Origin of the sequence: Myceligenerans crystallogenes (genome assembly GCF_039529775.1) — a bacterium.
Classification (GTDB): domain Bacteria; phylum Actinomycetota; class Actinomycetes; order Actinomycetales; family Cellulomonadaceae; genus Myceligenerans; species Myceligenerans crystallogenes.
In genome coordinates this window covers 554,078-569,902 of the sequence record NZ_BAAANL010000001.1, presented here as the reverse complement: position 1 = coordinate 569,902, position 15,825 = coordinate 554,078, and the positions used below count along the sequence as shown (strand labels likewise).

At 74.6% G+C, this 15,825-nt stretch carries 12 protein-coding genes; 5 read left to right on the top strand and 7 right to left on the bottom strand.

Annotated elements, in window-relative coordinates:
• The first annotated feature begins 95 nt into the window (after positions 1-95).
• Both ABD208_RS02360 and ABD208_RS02355 read left to right on the top strand, forming a co-directional pair.
• Complete coding sequence (locus ABD208_RS02360; RefSeq protein WP_344099094.1) at positions 96-2,066, top strand: acyltransferase family protein; 1,971 nt, start codon at positions 96-98, stop codon at positions 2,064-2,066.
• A gap of 32 nt (positions 2,067-2,098) precedes the next feature.
• Entirely contained in the window at positions 2,099-2,539 is a 441-nt protein-coding gene (locus tag ABD208_RS02355) for an NUDIX hydrolase (protein ID WP_344099092.1), read from the top strand.
• An 81-nt stretch (positions 2,540-2,620) separates the two neighbouring features.
• On the opposite strand, the gene pcrA is transcribed toward ABD208_RS02355, so the two are convergent.
• On the bottom strand, positions 2,621-5,365 hold the full coding sequence (pcrA, locus tag ABD208_RS02350; protein ID WP_344099090.1) for a DNA helicase PcrA: 2,745 nt from the start codon (positions 5,363-5,365) through the stop codon (positions 2,621-2,623).
• Positions 5,366-5,517: 152 nt separating this feature from the next.
• Between pcrA and ABD208_RS02345 the strand changes: the two genes are divergently transcribed.
• Positions 5,518-5,682 (top strand): hypothetical protein, encoded by a 165-nt coding sequence (locus ABD208_RS02345; protein WP_344099088.1) that lies wholly within the window; start codon positions 5,518-5,520, stop codon positions 5,680-5,682.
• Between the two features lies 1 nt (position 5,683).
• On the opposite strand, the gene ABD208_RS02340 is transcribed toward ABD208_RS02345, so the two are convergent.
• Positions 5,684-8,098: an acyltransferase family protein gene (locus tag ABD208_RS02340; protein WP_344099086.1), complete on the bottom strand. Its 2,415-nt coding sequence runs from the start codon at positions 8,096-8,098 to the stop codon at positions 5,684-5,686.
• Positions 8,099-8,353: 255 nt separating this feature from the next.
• Between ABD208_RS02340 and ABD208_RS02335 the strand changes: the two genes are divergently transcribed.
• Positions 8,354-8,938 (top strand): SigE family RNA polymerase sigma factor, encoded by a 585-nt coding sequence (locus ABD208_RS02335; protein WP_344099084.1) that lies wholly within the window; start codon positions 8,354-8,356, stop codon positions 8,936-8,938.
• Positions 8,935-9,744 (top strand): hypothetical protein, encoded by an 810-nt coding sequence (locus tag ABD208_RS02330; RefSeq protein ID WP_344099082.1) that lies wholly within the window; start codon positions 8,935-8,937, stop codon positions 9,742-9,744. Before ABD208_RS02335 ends, ABD208_RS02330 begins: the two co-directional genes overlap by 4 nt.
• A gap of 64 nt (positions 9,745-9,808) precedes the next feature.
• Here ABD208_RS02330 and ABD208_RS02325 read toward each other — a convergent pair whose 3' ends face one another.
• The 5 genes from ABD208_RS02325 to ABD208_RS02305 all read right to left on the bottom strand — a co-directional run bounded on the left by ABD208_RS02325 (position 9,809) and on the right by ABD208_RS02305 (position 15,744).
• Positions 9,809-11,161, bottom strand: coding sequence for a hypothetical protein (locus ABD208_RS02325; protein WP_344099080.1), 1,353 nt, complete (start codon positions 11,159-11,161; stop codon positions 9,809-9,811).
• Positions 11,158-12,165, bottom strand: a complete 1,008-nt coding sequence (locus ABD208_RS02320) for a glycosyltransferase (protein WP_344099078.1) — start codon at positions 12,163-12,165, stop codon at positions 11,158-11,160. The genes ABD208_RS02325 and ABD208_RS02320 overlap by 4 nt, the downstream gene beginning before the upstream one ends.
• Before the next feature lie 32 nt (positions 12,166-12,197).
• Positions 12,198-13,136: a glycosyltransferase family 2 protein gene (locus ABD208_RS02315; protein ID WP_344099076.1), complete on the bottom strand. Its 939-nt coding sequence runs from the start codon at positions 13,134-13,136 to the stop codon at positions 12,198-12,200.
• Between the two features lie 128 nt (positions 13,137-13,264).
• Positions 13,265-15,010 (bottom strand): NHL repeat-containing protein, encoded by a 1,746-nt coding sequence (locus ABD208_RS02310; protein ID WP_344099074.1) that lies wholly within the window; start codon positions 15,008-15,010, stop codon positions 13,265-13,267.
• Positions 15,007-15,744 (bottom strand): hypothetical protein, encoded by a 738-nt coding sequence (locus tag ABD208_RS02305; RefSeq protein WP_344099072.1) that lies wholly within the window; start codon positions 15,742-15,744, stop codon positions 15,007-15,009. Before ABD208_RS02305 ends, ABD208_RS02310 begins: the two co-directional genes overlap by 4 nt.
• Between the last annotated feature and the right edge of the window lie 81 nt (positions 15,745-15,825).

Here is a 15,825-nt window from a genome sequence, read left to right as displayed (position 1 = left end):
TGGGCACCGCGCAGGCGGGCGCAAGCAGGCGCAGGCCGTCGCCGCACCACGCACCAGTGATCCGATTCAGACGCTGATGCCGGTACCGTTCGGATGTGTCGTACTCGACCCCTGTCCCCGAGGCCGCCGCACAGAGGCCGCCGGTTCCCGGTGCGCCCGCGGCGGGCCCGGGGTCCGGGCCCCGGATCCGCGGGCTGGACGGGTTGCGCGCGCTCGCCGTGACCGCGGTGGTCGCGTTCCACCTCGAACCCTGGCTGGTGCCCGGCGGATTCCTCGGCGTGGACGTGTTCTTCGTGGTCAGCGGGTTCCTCATCACCACGCTCCTGCTCCGGGAGATCAGCCGCACCGACTGGGTCGACCTGCCCCGGTTCTGGGTGCGCCGCGCGCGGCGGCTCGTGCCGGCGCTGCTGCTGGTCCTGCTCGTGTCGATCCCGGTGGCGAGGCTCGTCGAGACCGACCTCACCGTCGGGATCGGCCGCCAGGTGCTCGGCGCGCTCACCTTCGGCACCAACTGGCTGGAGATCGCGGCCGGCACCGACTACTTCGACGAGACCGCGCCCGAGCTGCTGCGGCCCCTGTGGTCGCTCGCGATCGAGGAGCAGTTCTACCTGTGCTGGCCGGTGGTGCTCGTGGCGCTGCTGCTCGTGGTGCCGTCCGGGCGGGCGCGGCCCTGGATCATGCTGGCCGTGGCCGTCGCGTCCGCCGCCGGCATGGCGCTGCTGTACGACGGCGGCGACCCGACCCGCGTCTACTACGGCACCGACACGCATGCGTTCGGGCTGGCGCTCGGGGCCGCGGTCACGCTCCGCTGGACGGGTTCCCGGTCGCTGCTGCGCGGGCCGGCCGGGCACGTGCTGCCCCCGCTGGCGCTGCTGGGCCTGATCGCGCTGTTCGCGCTGCTGCCCAGCAGCAGCGCGCTGACCTACCAGGGCGGGATCGCGCTCGCCTCGGTGCTCGCGCTGGTACTGGTGCTCGCGTGCGCGTCGGGGACCGGCTGGTTCACCGACGCCATGGAACGCGCGCCGCTGCGCTGGATCGGCGAGCGGTCGTACGGGATCTACCTGTGGCACTGGCCGGTGCTGCTGGTGACGGAGGCCGCGCTGTCCGGCGCGGGCCTGGCCCGGGTACCGGGGTCGTGGCAGTCGTGGGCCGCCGACGGCGTCGTCGTCCTCGTCACGCTCGGGGTGTCCGCGCTCTCCTACCGCTACGTCGAGATGCCGGTACGGCGGCTCGGGTTCCGCGGGGCGGTGCGCGGGCTGGTCGCGCAGGTGGCGGCCCGCGTGCCGGACGCCAGGCCGTGGGCGGACCGGGCCGCCGTCGCGGCCGTGGTGGTCGCGGTCGCGAGGACGACGACGGCGTTCGCGACGGCGCCCCGCGTCTCCGGCGCCCAGCAGGCGGTCGAGGCCGGGCTCGCGGCGCAGGCACGGGCGCAGGCCGCCGGCGCCGGGGATGCCGCCGGCGGGGCGGACGGCGGCGGATCGCCGGCCGCTTCCGGCGGGACCAGCGACGGGACACGCGACGGCCAGGCCGCGCGAGCGGGCGGACGCGAGCCCGGGGCGGGGTCGGCACCCGGGGCCGCGAAGGGCGCGCACATCTCGGCGTTCGGCGACTCCGTGCTGTCGGCCGCCGCCCCGGCGCTGCTGGAGCGCTGGCCCCGGGCCGACCTCGACGCCGAGCCCATCCGGCAGTGGACGACCGCCCCCGGCCTGGTGCGGGCGGCGAAGGAACAGGGCGACCTGCGCGACGTCGTCGTCCTCAACTTCGGCACCAACGGCGGCTTCCAGTACGACGGCAACTACGACGCCGCACGGAAGACGCTGGAGCTCATCGGGCCGGAGCGCCGCGTCGTCCTGATCAACACCGTGGGCATCTCCCACTGGGTCCCGGAGGCGAACGCCCGCCTCGCGGAGCTCGCCGAGGGCCGCGACAACGTGGTCGTGATGGACTGGCACGCGGTCTGCGAGAAGCACCCGGAACTCCTGCACGCCGATGACACCCACCCCAACATGGAGGGCATCGTGGTCTACACGAAGGAACTCCAGAAGGCCTTCGACACGTTCTCCTGACCGCACGCGAGACACCAGGCAGGATGGCCCGCATGGAACTACGCCTCGGGGCCTATGCCGTGATCACCGACGACGACGGCAGGATGCTGCTGCCCCACTGGAACGAGGACGGCCACTCCGGCTGGAGCATGCCGGGCGGCGGCGTGGAGCCCGGCGAGCACCCCGCCGACGCGGCGGTCCGGGAGGTCTTCGAGGAGACCGGGTACCACGTCGAACTCGCCGAGATCCTGGGCGTGGACCAGGTCATCATCCCGGTCGAGGACCGGATCGCGGGCGACGGCACGCGCCCGGACGTCCCGATGCAGAGCGTCCGGATCGTGTGGCGCGCCCACGTCATCGGCGGCGGCCTGGTGGTCGAGCGCGACGGCTCGACCGACGACGTCGCCTGGCACACCCCGGATCGGATCGACGCCCTCCCGCGCGTCGAGCTCGTCGACATCAGCCGCCGCTGGGCGGGCCTGCTCCCGGAGTAGGGACCGGAACATGACGTCACCGCCCGAGACCACCCCGGTGGTGCGGTGCGGGCGGCGCGTTCCTCCTCCGGGATCCCGGCGTCAGAGCTTGATGAGCTTGGTGTAGCGCAGGGCGATGCGCTTGGTGCCGCTCGAGCCGAAGTCGATCTTGACGACGTCGTTCTTCTCGACCTCGACGACCGTGCCCAGGCCGTAGCTGTCGTGGGTGACCTTGTCTGCGATGTCCAGGGACGGGATGTCCTTCTGGACGTTGATCCCGCCGAACTTGCCGGCCGACGACGAGGCCGCCGCGGAGCGGCCGCCCCCCGCGGTTCCGGTGCGTGACGAGCCCCGGCCGCTCCAGGACGTGTCGACACGGGAGGTCGAACCGGATCCGCTGCCCCGGCCGGAACCGTAGGCGCTCGATCCGGTACCGTTCCCGCCGCGGCGCTCCCTGCCCTCGCCGTAGGCGCCCGAACCCCAGCCGCCGTAGCCGCCGCGGATCGACTGGGTCGAGGACTCGCGGCGCTTCCAGTCCCAGAGCTCCTCCGGGATCTCGTCCAGGAACCGGCTCGGGGGGAACTCGTTGGACATGCCGAACGCCGCGCGGACCGCCGAGCGGGTGATGTAGAGGCGCTCCCGCGCGCGCGTGATCCCCACGTAGGCGAGCCGCCGCTCCTCCGCCAGCTCCGTGGCGTCGTTCATCGAGCGCATGTGGGGGAACGTGCCGTCCTCCATGCCCGTGAGGAACACGACCGGGAACTCCAGGCCCTTGGCGGTGTGCAGGGTCATCAGGGTGATGACGCCCTGGTCCACCTTGGGGGCCTCCTCGGCCGCGCCATCGGCGACGTCCTCGTCCGGGATCTGGTCCGCGTCGGCCACGAGCGAGACGCGCTCCAGGAAGTCCGCGAGGCTCCCCTCCGGCTCCTGCTCCTCGAACTCCGCGGCCACGGCGTGCAGCTCGGCGAGGTTCTCCACGCGGGACGCGTCCTGCGGGTCCTCGGACTCGCGCAGCTCGGCCAGGTAGCCCGTCCGGTCCAGCACGGCCGCGAGGATCACGGCCGGCCCCTCCCCGGCGTCGGCCAGTTCGCGCAGGCCGGTCATCAGCTCGGCGAAGGCCCGCAGCGGCTTCAGGGAGCGCGTCGTCATCCCCGGGATCTCGTCGAGGCGCTCGAGCGCGGCCCCGAAGGAGATCCGCTCCCGCTCCGCGAAGTCCACGACGAAGGACTCCGCCCGGTCGCCCAGCCCGCGCTTGGGCACGTTGACGATGCGGCGCAGGTTGACGTCGTCGTCCGCGTTGGCGAGCGCGCGCAGGTACGCGACGGCGTCCTTGACCTCCTTGCGCTCGTAGAAGCGCGTGCCGCCCACCACCTTGTACGGCAGCCCGACGCGGATCAGCACCTCCTCCAGCGCGCGGGACTGCGCGTTGGTGCGGTAGAAGATCGCGACGTCGCCGGGGCGCACGCCCTCGTCGTCGCCCAGGCGGTCGATCTCCTGGGCGACGTAGCGGGCCTCCGCGTGCTCGTCGTCGGCCACGTAGCCGGTGATCTTCGCGCCCGCGCCCGCGTCCGTCCACAGGCGCTTCGGCTTGCGGCCCGCGTTGCGGGCGATGACGGCGTTGGCTGCGCTGAGGATGTTCTGCGTCGAGCGGTAGTTCTGCTCCAGGAGCAGGGTCGTGGCGTCCGGGTAGTCGGCCTCGAACTCGTCGATGTTGCGGATGGTCGCGCCGCGGAAGGCGTAGATGGACTGATCGGCGTCGCCCACGACGGTCAGTTCCGCCGGATCGAGGCCGACGGCGCCCGGCTCCCCCGCGCCGTCGCCCGCCGCGCCGCCGCCCGCCGCGCCGTCGCCCGCCGTGCCCTCCGGCACCCCCGCCAGCTCGCGCACCAGCACGTACTGCGCGTGGTTGGTGTCCTGGTACTCGTCCACCAGGATGTGCCGGAACCTGCGGCGGTAGTGCTCGGCGACGTCGGGGAACGCCTGGAGCAGGTTCACCGTGGTCATGATGATGTCGTCGAAGTCGAGGGCGTGCGCCTGGGAGAGCCGCTGCTGGTAGCGGGTGTAGACCCCGGCGAGCGCCTGGTCGAACTGCTGCTTCTCGCGGGCGGCGGCCCAGCCCACGCCGGCCGGGATCGCCTCCTCGTCCTGGCCCGCCCGGCGCGCGTAGGCGTCCGGGTCGATGAGCTCGTTCTTCAGGTCGCTGATCCGGTTCGCGAGCGAGCGCGGCGGGTACTTCTTCAGGTCGAGGTTCTGCTCCTTGGCCACGAGCTCGATGAGTCGGCGGCTGTCGGCGGCGTCGTAGATGGAGAACGACGACTTCAGCCCCAGGGTCTTCGCCTCGCGGCGCAGGATGCGCACGCACGCGCTGTGGAACGTGGACACCCACATGCGGTTCGCCGCCGGGCCCACCAGCCCTTCCACGCGCTCGCGCATCTCGGCGGCCGCCTTGTTGGTGAAGGTGATCGCGAGGATCTCCCCCGGCCGCGCCCGGCCCGTGGCCAGCAGGAACGCGATGCGGTGGGTCAGCACCCGCGTCTTTCCCGAGCCTGCACCGGCCACGATGAGCAGCTGCCCGCCCTCGTGCACGACGGCGGACCGCTGCTGCGGGTTCAGCCCGTCGAGCAGCTCGTCCGGGTCGAGATGCTCGTACGGGCGCCGGGCGGGCGGCAGCTCCGCCTCGTGCGGCAGCCCGGCGAGCCACTCGGGCTCCTCCGGGACCGCGGAGTCACCCGCGCCGTCGTCGTCCCACGACGGCGCCACGCTCGGCAGGCGCGACGTGTCCCCCGGCTCGGCGCCGGAGCCGCCGGGAAAGCCGGGCAGGTGCAAGGAGTCGAAGAGGGAAGTCATCGCGCCCAAGCCTATGCGCCACCACTGACATCGACGAAGGGTTCGACGCAGGGTGAGGGCCGAGGGACGAGGCACTCGCCCGGAGGTCCATCATCTTCCCGGGGCTGCCGGTCGCGGCGGACGGTGCCACGCTCGACGAAGCCGTCGAGGAAATGATCGACGCGCTACGTGATTATGCCGAGGAATGGATGGATGACCTCTGTCTCGCGCCGGACCATGCCGAGTATCGAGACCTCGTGATTCTGGTCTCGCACGCCTCCGATGCTGAGCTCTGGGACTGGCTGCTCGGCCGGGGCCGCCCGACGAACGGATCCTGAATCATGAGAAGAGCCAGGGGGCCTCTCTGCGGAGTGCCGATTCGAGGTCGGGTCCGAGGGTCGTGACGTAGGTTCCGGTGAAGTGGTCCTCGTCGCGGTAGACCAGGACGTTGCCGACCACCGGGGCGCAGGTCTCCGGGCCGCAGATCGCGTCCGTGAGGTCGAGGTGGACGACGCCGGCCCCGGCCGCGCCGGGCGTTCCCGCGTTGGCGGGTGACGCCTCGGCGAACACCTCCGACCGGGGGACCGAGCAGGCCGCGACGGCCTCGGGCCGGGGCAGGCCCGCGTTCGCCGCCAGGCAGTCCGGCGGCGGCCGGTCGAATCGCGGGGTGTCGCGGACGGCGATCACGGGGATCCCGGCGTCGGTCAGTTTCGCCCAGACGGCGGCCTGCTCGGGCAGGAGGACGTCGGTGCCGTCCGTCGTCGTCTCCGTGCCCTCGACGACGACGACGTCGGGGCGCTCCGCGATCACGTGGTCGAGCGCGTTCGCCGCCCACCCCGGGCAGCCCGGCTGCGTGCCGGCCTTGCCCACGGCGAGGCGGCAGCCGTGCTTGATGATCGCGGTGACCTCCCAGCCGGCGCCCTCGGCGACCTGGACCCAGGCGTCCTCCCAGTGCTGCGTGTGGGAGCCGCCGACCAGGTGGACGCGCTTGGCCGGCTCACCGTCCGGCGCGGCGATCACGCAGCTGACGACCTCGGTGGCGGCGCGGTCGCCGTTGGCGCAGTCGGTCACGTGGCGGCCGTCGCGGGCGGCGATGCCGGCGGACGGGCGGAACGGGACGTCCGGCGACGCCGGTTCCTGCCCGGCCCGGAGCGCGGCCGCACCGGGATGAGCCGCGGACGGCTGCCGCAGCTGGGCGAGCTCGGCGACGTCGCCTTGGGCGATCCGGTCGGCAGCTACCCAGGAGCCGCCCGCCACGAGCGCCGACACCACCGCCAGCACGACTCCCGCGATATGTGCCCGCGAGACCTTCCGCTCGACGGGCCGGGCGCCCGGCCGCCCGGCCGACCCGGCCACCCACCGCCCGAACACCCGCCGCCCGGCCGACCTGGCCACCCACCGCCCGAACACCCGCCACCCGGCCGGCCCGGCCACCAGCTGCCCGGCCGGCGACCGCTCGGCCACCCGCCGCCCGGAAGGCCCGGCCACCCGTTGCCCGGTCACCCGCTCCCCGGCCGCCCACCGCTCGACCGGCCGGGCGACCCAGCGCACGGTCGCCCAGGCCAGCAGCACCGAGACGCCGACGATCCCCGCGCCGTCGGCGATCCCCGCCCGCTCCCGCCCCGTCGCGGCGAGCCACCCGATGAGCACGGGCCAGTGCCACACGTACAGCGCGTAGGAGATCGTCGCGAGCCATCGCGGCGCGGAACTCCCGAGCACCCGCCGGAGCGTCCCGAGAGCCGCACCGTCCCGGCGCGGCGCGACCTCCGCCGGGACGCCGGACCCGGCCCGCGCCCCGCGAGCCGGCGCCTCCGGTGCCGTGGGAGCACCGGCCGTCGCGACGAGCACGAGCAGCGCGCCCGTCACCGGGAAGAGGGTCGCGGGCCCGGGGAACAACGCACCGCCGTCGAACAGGAACCCGCACGAGACGACCGCGACCAGGCCGGTCCAGCCCGCGACGGCGCGAAGGCTCCCGGCCATCCGCAACCGCGGCGCGACCAGGGCGAGCAGCGCCCCGGCCCCGATCTCCCAGACGCGGGCGAAGCCGTGGAAGTAGGCGACCGGCTGGTCGGCGGAGGTCTGCCAGACCGCGAAGGCGAACGACGCGGCGGTGAGCGTCCCGACGACGACGGCGAACACCCGCGTCGCCGTCATCGCTCGGGCCGAGACCCGGCCGGCGTACCCGGCCAGCATCGCGCAGCCGAGGGCCAGGACCGGCAGCGCCGCCAGGTACTGCACCTGGACCGCGAGCGACCAGAAGTGCTGCAGCGGGCTCGCCGCGGGCCCCGCCGCGCCGTAGGCCAGCTCCGCGTCGATGAGCCGCCAGTTCTCCCAGCTCGTGGCCGACGCCGCGGCCTCGCGCAGCACCGCCTCCCAGCGCGGGGCGGGAAGCAGCGCGAACATGCCGCCCACGACGGCGAGCAGCACGACGAGAGCCGTCGGCGCGAGCCGCACCAGGTCCTTCGCCCAGGCGCCCGGGACGGTCAGCCGCCCGGTCGAGGCCCTCCGCAGCACCGAACCCGCGGTCAGGTACCCGGAGATGACGAGGAACACGTCCACCCCGCCCGACACCCGCCCGCCCCCGAACACGTGGAACAGCACGACGAGCGTCAGCGCGACCCCGCGCAGCCCGTCGATCTCCCCCACCCGGCGCGACGCTCCCGCCGCCGGCCGGTCCGCCGTGCCCTGCCGGGACCGCCGGGGAGGCATCGTGCGACGACGACCGGCTACCTCGGCAGCGGCTTCAGGGGGCATCGGTGGATCATAGGGTGCCGGACGCACGGCCGGGTGACATCGCGGCGCGAACAGGACCGCCGCCCGAACCCCAGGAGGCACGACGGCGCCGGCTCGCCCGGCGCCCCCGGCGCCCCCGGCGCTCACGGCCGACCCACGGCCGGCGCCCTCGTTCGCCGCGGGAGCCAACCCCGCCGGCGGGTGCTGCGTTTGAGGCAGTATGAATCCATCACGGACCGGCCCCCCGCCGGCCCGGCGGCGCGGGGAGGTGCCCGGATGTCAGCCTCAGCGGCGGACGCCGTGACCGGCAGCATGCCCGTCGTCGTCGGACGTGACCTCACGCGCGAGGCGCAGTTCACCGCCTTCGCGCAGGCCAGGACCGCGGATCTGGTGCGCATCGCCTACTTCCTGTGCGGCGACCCGCATCGCGCCCACGACCTCGCGCAGACCGCGCTGGAGCGCACGTTCCGGCACTGGCACAAGGTGGCCGACGGCGATCCGTTCGCGTACGCCCGCCGCGTGCTCGCCACGGCGCGCATCGACACCTGGCGCCGGACCCGCAAGGAGGTCCTCACCGACGACGACGCGCTCGTGTGGCGCTCCGCCGACACGGCCCCGGCGTCGGACGACGAGATCGCCGAACGCGACCGCCTCGTGCGGGCGCTGGCGAAGCTGACGGCGAAGCAGCGCCGCGTCGTCGTGCTGCGGTACCTGCTGGACCGGTCGGAGGCGGAGACCGCGGCGACGCTGCGGGTCTCGGCCGGGACGGTGAAGTCGACGGCGTCGCGCGCCCTGGCGATCCTCCGCGAGGAACTGGGCGCCGACGGACTGGGTGGCAGCGGAAGGGAGGGCCGGTCATGAACGCACCGGAGCACGACGACCCGTTCGGGCGGGATCTGGCCCGGATGGCCGGTGACCTGACGCCGGTGGTCGACGGCGCCGCGATGGCGGGGCAGGCGATCCGGCGGGAGAAGCGGCGTCACATGGCGGTGACGGTGGCCGCGTGCGTGGCGGGGATGGTCGCGATCAGCGCGGCGATCGGGGCAGGTGGCATCGTCTACGCGGACCGGCAGGAGCCGCTGCCGGCGTCGACCGTGACGGCGACGCCGTCGCCCGACGGCGCGGAGCGCCACGACGAGCCCGTGCGCCACGAGCTGACGTACACCCACCCGGAGATCGGCGAGATCCGGCACGGCGTGCCCGCCGGCTGGACCGAGGCGACGACGGAGGGATTCCGGTACGCGTATCCCCCGCGGTGGACCGAGCGCCCGAACGACCAGAGGACGTTCGGGGAGATGGTGGAGATCCGGTCGGACGAGGTCGTCGTCCGCGTACCGGGGTACGAGGATCCCGAGGTGCGGTGGAACGGGTACGTCGAGTCCGGCGACCCTGGGCCCAACTTCTGGCCGGGCTGGGTGAACACGGGCCTGGACGGCACGCACGAGATCGAGGTGCCGGGAGCCGACTACGCCGTGGCCCAGGTGACGGAGGGCCCGTTCTACGCCGACGGGCGCAGGCGCTCGCTGAGCGTCAACGTCCACGTGCACCAGGAGGGCGAGGGGAACCACGCGAAGGTCGTCCTCAACTGGCCCGGCGGCGAGGACGGGAAGCGCCTGCTCCGTGAGTTCCTCGGCACCCTGAGCTACGAGGCCGGCCCGCGCAGGTAGGCCCTCGCGAGGCACAGCCCGCTCGCGAGGCCCCGACGCCGGTAGCCGGCCGCGCGCCGGGCACCTACCCCGCGCCGGCCGGGACCGGGACGGGCTCCCAGGCGTCCGTGTGGCGGGGCAGGAGCAGGACCACCGTGAGGATCAGCATCGGGACCGAGGCGTAGATGGGGCTGAAGAAGAGGTTCCAGGCCGTCAGGATCGCCACGTAGACCAGGAGGGCGTCGGCCATGGCGCGGGTGGTGCGGCGGACCAGCGACGAGATCACCAGGAGCAGGACGAAGAGCCAGAGGGCCACGCCGGGCAGGCCGTACGCCGCCCAGAAGTCGCCGAACAGGGAGTGCAGCTCGATGCCCTGCCCGAACATGTACTTGTACACGTAGTCGTTCTCCGGGTCGTAGCCCAGCTGCGACATCCCGTGCCTGGCGACCGCCAGGTCCGCGCCGTTCGCCGGGACGCCCGGCCCGAAGCCGAGCGGCCGGTGGCCCACCAGCGCCGTCGTCGCGCCCATCTCGGGGCGGCCGGACGCCAGGAGGTTGCCGCTCACCTCGATCTGCTCGGCGGTGCGCTGCGCCATCGCGGTACCGAACGCGCCGTCGAGGATCAGCGCCCGCGCGCCGGAGTACACGGACACCCCGGCCGCGACGACGACGCCGGCGGTCATCCACGCCGACCGCCGCAGCGACCGTTCCCCCATCCGCACCTGCCACAGCACCACGGCCGCGGTGAGCAGCAGCATCGCGAAGGCGGAGCGCCCGTCGTCGAGCGCGAAGCCGACGCCGATCCACACGCACGCGAGCGCCTGCACCACCCGCGGCACCCGGCGCCAGGTGCCGCGGCCCGGCCGCAGGCCGGGGGTCAGCCAGCCGAGCACGATCACCGCGACGGCGAGGCCGATGCCGAACTTGAAGCTGACCTCGGCGCGCTGCAGGGCGTCGACCAGCATGCCCAGCCCGTACGCGACCGCGAGCCAGCGCGTCCCGAGCTGCAGGCGGGCCCACAGCAGCGCACCCACGCCGATCACCAGCTCCGCGAGCCGGACGTAGGCCTCGCGTTCGAGCAGCGGATCGATGACGTGGTCGAACCGCGCGGCCTCGGTGAGCACCGGCCCGGTCACCGCGCAGAGCGCCCCGAGGCCGAGGAACAGCCACGCCCACCGGTACCGGGCCGCCGCCGTGAGCCACACGGGCGTGAGCGGCACGGCGCACAGGATCCCGAGGGTGATGTCGGCGCCGACGACGAGGCGCGACCCGACGGCGACGGCGAGCAGCAGCGCCACGATCGCCGCCGCCCCGCGCCACCCCGGGGCGACCCGCCCGGACACCACGGCGCGGGCGGCCGCGCCACCCTGTTCCGCCGGGCGCTCGTCCGGGGCGGCCGGTTCCGGCGGGGGCCCGGGCCGCGTCTCGTTCTCGGTCAAGCTGCCGCCCGCTCGCGGACCGCCGCGGCCCGCCCGTCCGGCGACGCCACGCGCCGGTACACCCGGGCGTGCGCGGCACCGATCCCGGGCCAGCTCCGCCCGCGGAACCGCACCGGCTCCGCCGGCACGGGCTCGTCCAGGGCCGCCGCGAGCGCCGCGGCCCCCAGCTCACCCTCGTACGTCCGCACCCAGCCGGGCCCGGTCTCCTCGGCCAGGTCGCGGTTCACCGCGTTGTCCGGCACGAGCACGGGCCGCCCGAGCGACAGCGCGAGCAGTGCCGCGCCGGAGTTGTGCATGCGCCGGTAGGGCAGCACCACGAGCCGCGATTCCCCGATCTCGCGCACCAGGGCGGCGTCGGGCACGAAACCGCCGCGGATCTCGATCCGCTCGTCCCCGCCGGCCAGTTCGCGCACCTCGCCGAGCACGCCGTCGTCCTTCACGGGACCGACGATACGCAACCGGGCGTCGGCGGCGGGCACGGCCCGGAACGCCCGCACGAGCGCGTCGATCCCCTTGTAGGGCCGGACGAGCCCGAAGTACAGTGCGCGGCGCCCGGCCGCGGCAGGGGGAACGGGCAGGTCCGCGTAGGTGGACGCGTGCTCGCCGAGCGGGATCACGGTGGCGGGCAGGTCGCGCGGGAAACGGGTGTGCCGGTTGAGCAGGATGAGCTCGTCGGTCCACCGGTCCATCAGCCGCAGCAGCCGGCCCTCCGGCCCGCGCGCGGCCTCGTGCGGCGACTCGTTGTGCACGGTGCGCACGACGCGGACGCCGCGCGCCCGCATCGCGCAGAGGCAGGCCACGAGCAGCACGGACGCGGCCAGCGTGCGCACCCGGTCCCGCCGCCGGAAGAGCGTCTCGGGCCAGTGCAGGTGCAGCACGTCGACCCGCCCGGCCAGCGCGCGCCACCGGGAGAACGTCACGGCCTCGACGTCGTCGGGCAGCGACCGCATGAGCTCGACGAGGTACGGGTTGGTGGTGGGGCGGATCGCCTCCGCGGAGAACATCACGACGGTACGACGGCGTGCTCCCGCGCCGGTCACGGCGACGCCCCGACCAGGGGGCGCGGCCGCGCGGCCCGCGCGTACTCCGTGTACACGAGCCCGGCCGAGCCGGCGATCATCCCGGCGCCGCGCGCCGCCGTGCGGATGCCGCGCGCGGATCCGCTCCCGAGGACGAGGCCGAGCCCGGCCCGCGCGAGCCCGCCGGCCACGCGGACGACGCCGGCGCCGAACCCGCGCAGCCGCGCGACGAGGCGCCGCCGTGCCGACCCGGCGAGCTGGACCCCGGCGCGGACCGTGCAGTTCCCGACCCGGTAGGCGCGGCGCAGCACCCAGCGGCGGGTGAACCGCCCGGCCGGGACCGGGTCGTCCACGAAGGCCTCGTCGCACCAGTACAGGGCGCCGCCGGCGGCCGTGATCTGCAGCGTGAGCATCGTGTCGGAGCCGCCGGTGAGGCCGAACTCCTCGTCGAAGCGGATGCCCTGGGCGGCGAGCCAGCGCACGTCGAGCAGCAGGTTGTTGCTGGCCGCGACCTTGATGCGCGACCCGGACGGGTGGCGCTGCCGGGCGAAGAAGCCGCCGGCCTCGATCCAGGGGTCCCGGGCGGGCAGCTGCGGCACGGCCGGGCCCGCCACGCCCGTCCCGCCGTAGGCCTCGTGCGCGGCGAGCAGGGTCACCAGCCAGCCCTCGCCGGGCGTCTCGTCGTCGTCGACGAAGACGATCAACCGGCCGCCCGCGGCCGTGACCTCGTCGAGCGCGCGGTTGCGCGCGGCGGCGATGCCGGGCCGGGGTTCGTGCACGTAGCGGACGTCCGCCCGGCCGGAGGTGACGCGGTCGACGACCGGCCGCGCGGAGTCGGTCGTGTCGTTGTCGACGACCAGGAGCCCGGCGCCGGCCGCCGAGACATGCGGGAGCAGCGCCTTGAGCGCGGCGGCGAGCCGGTCCGGCCGCCGGTAGGTGAGCACTGCGACGGTCACGCTCGATCCAGTCAATCCACTGCCTCCGTCATGAGGGACACCCACGCGTCGTCGGGTGTGTGCGGCGACGCGGGCGAGCGGCAGGCCGCTCGCCCGCGCACCGGGCCGGTGCGCCCGCCGCGGGCCGCCTAGCGCGCGACGTCGACGTTCACCCAGGCGGACCAGGCCGTGTTCCCCCACCGGTCCCGCGCGGCCACGATGTACCGCTGCGTGGTCCCGGCAGGAGCCGTCCGGTCGGCGTACGTCATGGTGCCGGTCTCCCAGAACCGGGCCGTGCGTTCCTTGACGACGACCGGGGTGCCCGACGTCGTGCCGCGGTACACCGAGTAGGCCAGGGTCTCGTCGTCCCGGTCGTACAGGGACGGCCAGGAGAGGTTCACGGTGCCGCTGCCCGGCGAGCTCGCCGTCAGCGCGAACCCCTGGGAGCCGCGGCGCGGGCCGTCGTCGTTGGGCGCCTTGTCGCGGACCGCGAACCGGACCAGGCCCTGCTGCTTCCTGCCGTTGACGGCGGGGAACTCGCCGCCGTAGAGCACGTACCCGCCGCCGGCGACCACGTCCCACGGGCCCTGCTGCTGGCCCGTGAAGGTGCCGGCCTCGAACTCGGGGTACCAGTTGAGGATGCGGGGGCGGGGCGTCCCGGGATGGTCCGGGTAGCCCTCGGTGGCGGTGGCGAGGTTGGTGCCCTCGACCGTGCGCGTCGTGGCCGTGGCGCGCTTGAAGACGCGAGGCCGCGCGTTGGGGTGGCCCCCGCTGGTGGTGCAGTCGTGCTTGTGGCTCGCGGAGTAGAGCGCGCCGCCGTACGGCGCGATCGAGTAGCTGTCGCCGTGGCAGTCCTCGAGCCACACCAGCTTGCCGTCGTCCCAGCGCGCGGCGAAGGTGCCCTCCAGGTTGCCGCTCGTGGCCCAGTGGTAGCCGACCCCGTAGAAGTACGTGTCGTCCGAGGCCAGGGAGAGGATCGCCGAGTTGTCGCCCGCGTCGCGGATCTCCGTGTTCACCGGGAGGGGAAGCATCGCGCCGGTCGTCGCGTCGAGCCGGGCCATGCCGTAGCCGGGGTTCGACGACCCGTTCACCGAGGTGAAGTTGCCGCTGATGACCACCTTGGTCCCGTCGGGCGAGACCACGAGATCCTGCACCGAGCGGTTGCCCACGTTCGCGCGGAACGCGCGCGTCGTCCGCCCCGTGGCGGTGTCGACCGCCGCGACGCGCGGGCGCGTCGCGCTGTTCACGGACGAGAAGACCCCGCCCAGGTACACCGTCGAGCCCCGCACGCCCACGGCGTGCACGGTCGCGTTGACCGCCGGGCGGAACGACGTCAGCGCGCCGGTCGACGTGCTGAACGACGCCGCACGGTAGCGCGTCGTCCCGCCGATCGCCGTGAACTGGCCGGCCACGTACAGCCGCGTGCCGTCCGGCGAGACCGCGAGGTCACGCACCTCGCCGTTGGCCGCCGGCGCCCAGTCCTGGATCAGCCGGCCGGTGTGCAGGTCGTAGGCCAGCAGGTTGCGCCGCGCGACCTCCTGGGTGCCCGGCGCCGCGCCCGCGGGGCGCGCCGTGGTGAACTTCCCGCCCACGTAGACCTTGTCGCCGACGACGGCCTGGGCCCAGACCACCCCGTTGATCTGCACCGTGGGCAGCGGGTCGGAGCTGACCGGCGACGAGAACACGGCGTCCGCCGCCGTGGCGGACGTCGTGGCCGCCTGGGACTCCTCCCCCGCCTGCTCCCCTGCCGGCTCGGTCCCGTCCCCGGTCCTGGCCAGGCCCACCTCGGCGGCGCCGCCCGCCGAGACGAGGCCCCCCGCCGTGGCCGGTGCCGGCGCCCCCGCGCCCGCCGCGGCCAGCGCGACGGCGGCGAGCGCCGCGTATGCGATCCTCATCGTCCGACTTCCCCCTTGAAAAGCGCTACATGAAGTTCCGGGTCGACGTCGATCTCGACGATCACCCGGCCGATCCGGCCCTCGGGCACGGAGAACACGTAGGTTCCGTTCACGCGTTCGCCCGCCGCCACGGAATCCGGCAGGTCCTTCTCCCCCGAGCCCGAGAGCAGGCTCGCGGGGTCACGGTCCGGACCGTAGTACAGGTTGACGACGCTCGCCCCGAGATCGTGGTTTGCGTCACCGGCGTTGTTCACCGTCACCTCGACGCGGATCGCCGGGCCGCCGATCTCCCCGGGCATCGACGGGGTCGCCTCCGTCCGCCCGATGGACGCGAGCTCGACGGTCAGGCCGTCCCCCTCCGGCTCGTCGTCGACGGCCACGGGCCCGGCGTCCAGGCCGGCGTCGGTGGTGGTGCGGCCCGCGGCGGCGGGCTCCGCCGGTTCGGCGGCGCCGTCGCCGGTCTCGCCCGCGCCGTCGCCGCCGTCACCGTCCGCCGAGCCCGCCGCGGCGTCGTCCCGGGCCTCGCCGTCGCCCCGGCTCGCGTCGCCGTCGCGCGTGCCCGCGCCGTCGCCGGCGGCGGGACGGCCCGTGGCCGTGGCCGCCGGAGCGGACGACGACGACGCCGCGGACGCGCCCACCACCCCGGCCTCGTCCCCCGGGGCACCCGTGGAGCAGCCCGGCAGCGCGAGCGAACCGGCGCAAGAAATCAAGAGAACTGTCGCGAGCTTTCGCATCGGCGACCCGGAATGTCCTTTCCCCGGGATTCCGCGCCCCCGGCCGGCGGCCGTTCTCCCGCGCGAGGGCCCCCCTGCGCG

Coding starts and splice junctions, on each gene's coding strand:
- ABD208_RS02330 (WP_344099082.1), top strand. CDS start 8,935: ATGAACGCACCGGAGCACGACGACCCGTTCGGGCGGGATCTGGCCCGG.
- ABD208_RS02335 (WP_344099084.1), top strand. CDS start 8,354: ATGTCAGCCTCAGCGGCGGACGCCGTGACCGGCAGCATGCCCGTCGTC.
- ABD208_RS02340 (WP_344099086.1), bottom strand. CDS start 8,098: ATGCCCCCTGAAGCCGCTGCCGAGGTAGCCGGTCGTCGTCGCACGATG.
- pcrA (WP_344099090.1), bottom strand. CDS start 5,365: ATGACTTCCCTCTTCGACTCCTTGCACCTGCCCGGCTTTCCCGGCGGC.
- ABD208_RS02345 (WP_344099088.1), top strand. CDS start 5,518: ATGATCGACGCGCTACGTGATTATGCCGAGGAATGGATGGATGACCTC.
- ABD208_RS02305 (WP_344099072.1), bottom strand. CDS start 15,744: ATGCGAAAGCTCGCGACAGTTCTCTTGATTTCTTGCGCCGGTTCGCTC.
- ABD208_RS02320 (WP_344099078.1), bottom strand. CDS start 12,165: ATGTTCTCCGCGGAGGCGATCCGCCCCACCACCAACCCGTACCTCGTC.
- ABD208_RS02355 (WP_344099092.1), top strand. CDS start 2,099: ATGGAACTACGCCTCGGGGCCTATGCCGTGATCACCGACGACGACGGC.
- ABD208_RS02310 (WP_344099074.1), bottom strand. CDS start 15,010: ATGAGGATCGCATACGCGGCGCTCGCCGCCGTCGCGCTGGCCGCGGCG.